The sequence below is a fragment of the Isoptericola sp. NPDC057191 genome (assembly GCF_042670225.1).
GTDB lineage: Bacteria > Actinomycetota > Actinomycetes > Actinomycetales > Cellulomonadaceae > Isoptericola.
This window is the reverse complement of the sequence record NZ_JBHUWC010000276.1, coordinates 1-3,519: the sequence shown is the minus strand read 5'-3', so window position 1 is coordinate 3,519 and position 3,519 is coordinate 1. Positions and strand designations below refer to the sequence as shown.

Annotated in this window: 3 protein-coding genes; 2 read left to right on the top strand and 1 reads right to left on the bottom strand. The window is 76.1% G+C overall.

The window, feature by feature from the left end; all coding sequences use genetic code 11:
• Positions 1-62: 62 nt before the first annotated feature.
• Positions 63-506 (bottom strand): OsmC family peroxiredoxin, encoded by a 444-nt coding sequence (locus ACFT55_RS19680; RefSeq protein ID WP_380245540.1) that lies wholly within the window; start codon positions 504-506, stop codon positions 63-65.
• 173 nt (positions 507-679) lie between these two features.
• On the opposite strand from ACFT55_RS19680, the gene ACFT55_RS19675 reads away from it, so the two are divergent.
• Together ACFT55_RS19675 and ACFT55_RS19670 are read left to right on the top strand one after the other, a co-directional pair.
• Entirely contained in the window at positions 680-2,605 is a 1,926-nt protein-coding gene (locus ACFT55_RS19675; protein WP_380245539.1) for a DUF4012 domain-containing protein, read from the top strand.
• A 141-nt stretch (positions 2,606-2,746) separates the two neighbouring features.
• Positions 2,747-3,478: an LPXTG cell wall anchor domain-containing protein gene (locus tag ACFT55_RS19670; RefSeq protein WP_380245538.1), complete on the top strand. Its 732-nt coding sequence runs from the start codon at positions 2,747-2,749 to the stop codon at positions 3,476-3,478.
• Positions 3,479-3,519: the final 41 nt, after the last annotated feature.

Genomic DNA, 3,519 nt, shown 5'->3' with positions numbered 1-3,519 from the left:
CCTCAAACCAGCGGTTTGAGGATCAAGTCAGCACGCTCGTTGCGACTCCGGGGTGGGGCGGGTCAGCCGTTGAAGGTGACGTCCAGCGAGATCTCGCCGACGCCCGCGAGCGCCTTCGACACCGGGCAGCCGGCCTTCGCGGCCTCGGCGGCGGCACGATAGGCGTCCGCGTCGATGCCCGAGGCCGACCCCACCACGGTGAGCTTGATCTTCGAGATCTCGAGCCCACCGCCGGGTGCCGGGGTCAGCGTGACGTCGGCGGTCACGTCGGTCTCCCCGGGCGTGCCGCCCGCGTTCGCGACCTCCAGCGAGAACGCCATCGCGTAGCACGACGAGTGCGCCGCCGCGATGAGCTCCTCCGGGCTCGTGACGCCCTCCGCCGTGTCCGCCGTCCGACGGGGGAAGGAGACGTCGAACGTCCCCACCCCGGAGCTGGCGAGCTCGACCCGGCCGGAGCCCTTCTGGATGTCGCCGTTCCAGGCGGTGCGTGCGGTACGGGTGGTCATAGGAGATCTCCTTCGTGCTCCGGGACAGGTCACGACGACCGTAACCCGCACCCGCCGTGCACGACAGGGACCTTCCCGGTGGTGGCGGTCACGTCCGCCGGGTCGGCAGTGCGCGCGGACATCACCCGCACATTCATCCCTCCGCCGGGCCCGCGCGGACCTACCGTGCCGACATGACCGTCGACACCGGCCACGCGCCCCCCACGACGGACCCGGTCTCCCCGGCGCCACCCCGGCGACGGCGGGTCGGGCGGTGGGTCGTGCTCGGCGTGTGCCTGACCCTGCTGGTGGCCGTCGTGTGCTCGGTGCTCCTGGTGCGCGACGCCATGGTGGCGCGGACCGCGCTGACCCGCGCCGCCGCGGAGGTGCCCGTCGTCGCCGGGGAGCTGCGCGCCGGTGCCCGGGCCACGGTCGACGGGGCCACCCCGGCGACCCTCGCCTCCTCCCCCGCGCTCGCCGAGCTGCGGCGCCAGACGACGGTGGCCCGGGAGTCCACCGACGGGCCGCTGTGGTGGCTCGCCGCCCGGGCTCCCGTGATCGGGCCGTCCGCCGCCGCCGCGGCTGACGTCGCCGTCGTGCTCGACGACGTGACGGGTGACGTGCTGCCTGCCCTCGCGGACCTGGCCGACGCCGTCCCCGCCACGACGCGCACGCCCGGCGGCGGCCTCGACCTCGCACCGTTGCGGGCGGCGGCGCCGGGGCTGGCCGCGGCGCGACTCTCGGTGGACGCGTCGCGCGCCAGCCTCGACGACGTCGACCCTGCGGACCTGCTGCCCCAGCTGGCGGCGCCGGTCGAGACCCTGCGCGACCAGGTGGACGAGCTCGCCGCCGTCGTCGCCACCGGCGACCGCGCCGCCACGCTGGCGCCCGCGATGCTCGGCGCGGACGGCCCGCGGACCTACCTGATGCTCAGCATGAGCAGCGCGGAGCTGCGCGAGGGCGGCGGCATCCCGGGCGCGCTCATCCTGCTGCGCGCCGACCAGGGGCGCGTGTCGGTGGTGCGGCAGGTCCCGGCCGCGGACTTCCCGGCGTTCCGCGAGCCCGTGCTGCCGCTGTCCGCGGACGACGACGCGGCGTACACGGGGCGGCTCGGCATGTTCGTGCAGGACGTGACCGCGACGCCGGACTTCCCGACGACGGCCGCGCTGGCCGCCGAGATGTGGGCCCGCAACGAAGGTGAGCGCGTCGACGGCGTCCTCGCGACCGACCCCGTCGCGCTGTCCTTCCTGCTCGCCGAGGCCGGGTCGGTCCGGGTCCCGCTGTCCGGGCCGGTCGCGCAGGAGCTCGGCCGGGACCGGGTGGAGCTGACGGCCGAGAACGTCGTCGACGTGCTGCTGCGCCGCGTCTACGACGTGCTGGACCCGGCGACCGCCGACCAGTTCTACGCCGACACGGCCGCGGCCGTCCTCGCGCAGACGAGCGACGTCAGCCCGGGCGCGCTCCTGACCGGCCTGCAGCACGCGGCGGGCGAGCACCGGCTGCGGGTCTGGTCGGCCGACCCTGCCGAGGAGTCTCGCCTGGCGGGCACGCTCGTGGCCGGGTCGTTCGCGACCGCGCCGCGCGCCGCGGACGCGGTCGGCGTGTTCCTCACCGACCACGTCGCAGGCAAGATGTCGGCGTACCTGCGCTCCGCGCTGACCGTCGTCGAGTCCACGTGCACACCCACCGGGCGGGCGGACACGCTGGAGCTCACGCTCGCGTCGGAAGCACCGAAGGACGCCGCGACGGCCCTGCCCTCCTACGTAGCCGGCCTGCCGGGCCGTGCCCACCCGCCCGGCACGCTGAGCCTCGGGGTGACGGTGGCGGGTCCGCGCGGCGCCGAGCCGCCGCGCGTCGAGCGGGACGGGAACCCCGTCGGGGGCGACGCGCGCACCACGCACGCCCGCGCGACGCAGTCCGTCACCGTGGTCCTCGCCCCCGGGGAGAGCACCACCCTGCGGCTGACCGTCCCGGCGGCCCCCGGCACGCAGGGGGGCATCGAGGGGGGCGCAGCGGGGGGCACGGTGGGGGGCACGCCCGCCGGCCGGCTGGAGGTCTGGTCCACGCCGACGACGACGGCGGGCGGGCTGCTCGACGCCGAGGCACTGGTCTGCGACTGATGTCCCGGGCCACCGTCAGCAGCGGGTGAATGCGCGCCCTGCCAGCGGTTTCACCCGGGTGAGGCGGGGTCCGCGCCGCCCCGGCGACGCTAGCGTGAACGCCCGAGGAAGACCCACGCGAGCACTGCCCGAGGAGTCGAGATGGCCCACGCACGCTACGCCGCCGGTGTCGCCGTCGGCCTGCTCCTGAGCGCCGGCGCGGCCCTGGCCGTCGCCACGCCCGCCGGTGCGGCGACGGAGACCCCGGACCCGAGCAGCAGCCCGAGCAGCACCGGGTACGAGCAGCCCGAGGTCCCGACGCTCACCGCCCAGATCTTCGAGCCCGTGTGCGACGGCGACGTGCCGTACCTGCGCTACGCCGTCACCGCGACGGGCACCCCGAACACCACCGTCACCATCACGTGGATCAACCCGGACGGCGACGACGTCGTGCAGCCCGACCTGCCGCTGAGCGGCCGCGTGCTGTGGCCCGGCGCCGTCGTCGACGCCGCCGGCAACCCGCTCGACTGGCCGGGCTGGCGCCTGGAGGACGGCGTGTGGGTGGAGGGCGACGAGTTCGACTGGGTGCGCCCGTCCGTCCAGGTGAAGATGCAGGTCAACCCCGAGCTGACGATGACGGCGAACTACCCGCCGTCGTCGCCCAACTGCGCGACCAACCCGCCCGGCGTCACGCCGTCTCCCACCCCGACGCCCGGCGTGACCGTCCCCGGCGCCGTGCCGCCCGAGGCGGCGCCTCCGGGATCGCCGACGCCCGGCTTCCTGCCGCAGACGGGCGCAGGAGTCGCGGGCCTGGTCGCCGCGGCCGCAGGACTGGCCGCCGCCGGCGGCATCGCCGTCGCCGCCGCCCGGCGTCGCCGCAGCACCGACCACTGACCTCCGATCGCTGTGAGCGGGCGGTTGGCCCTGTCTCGTCG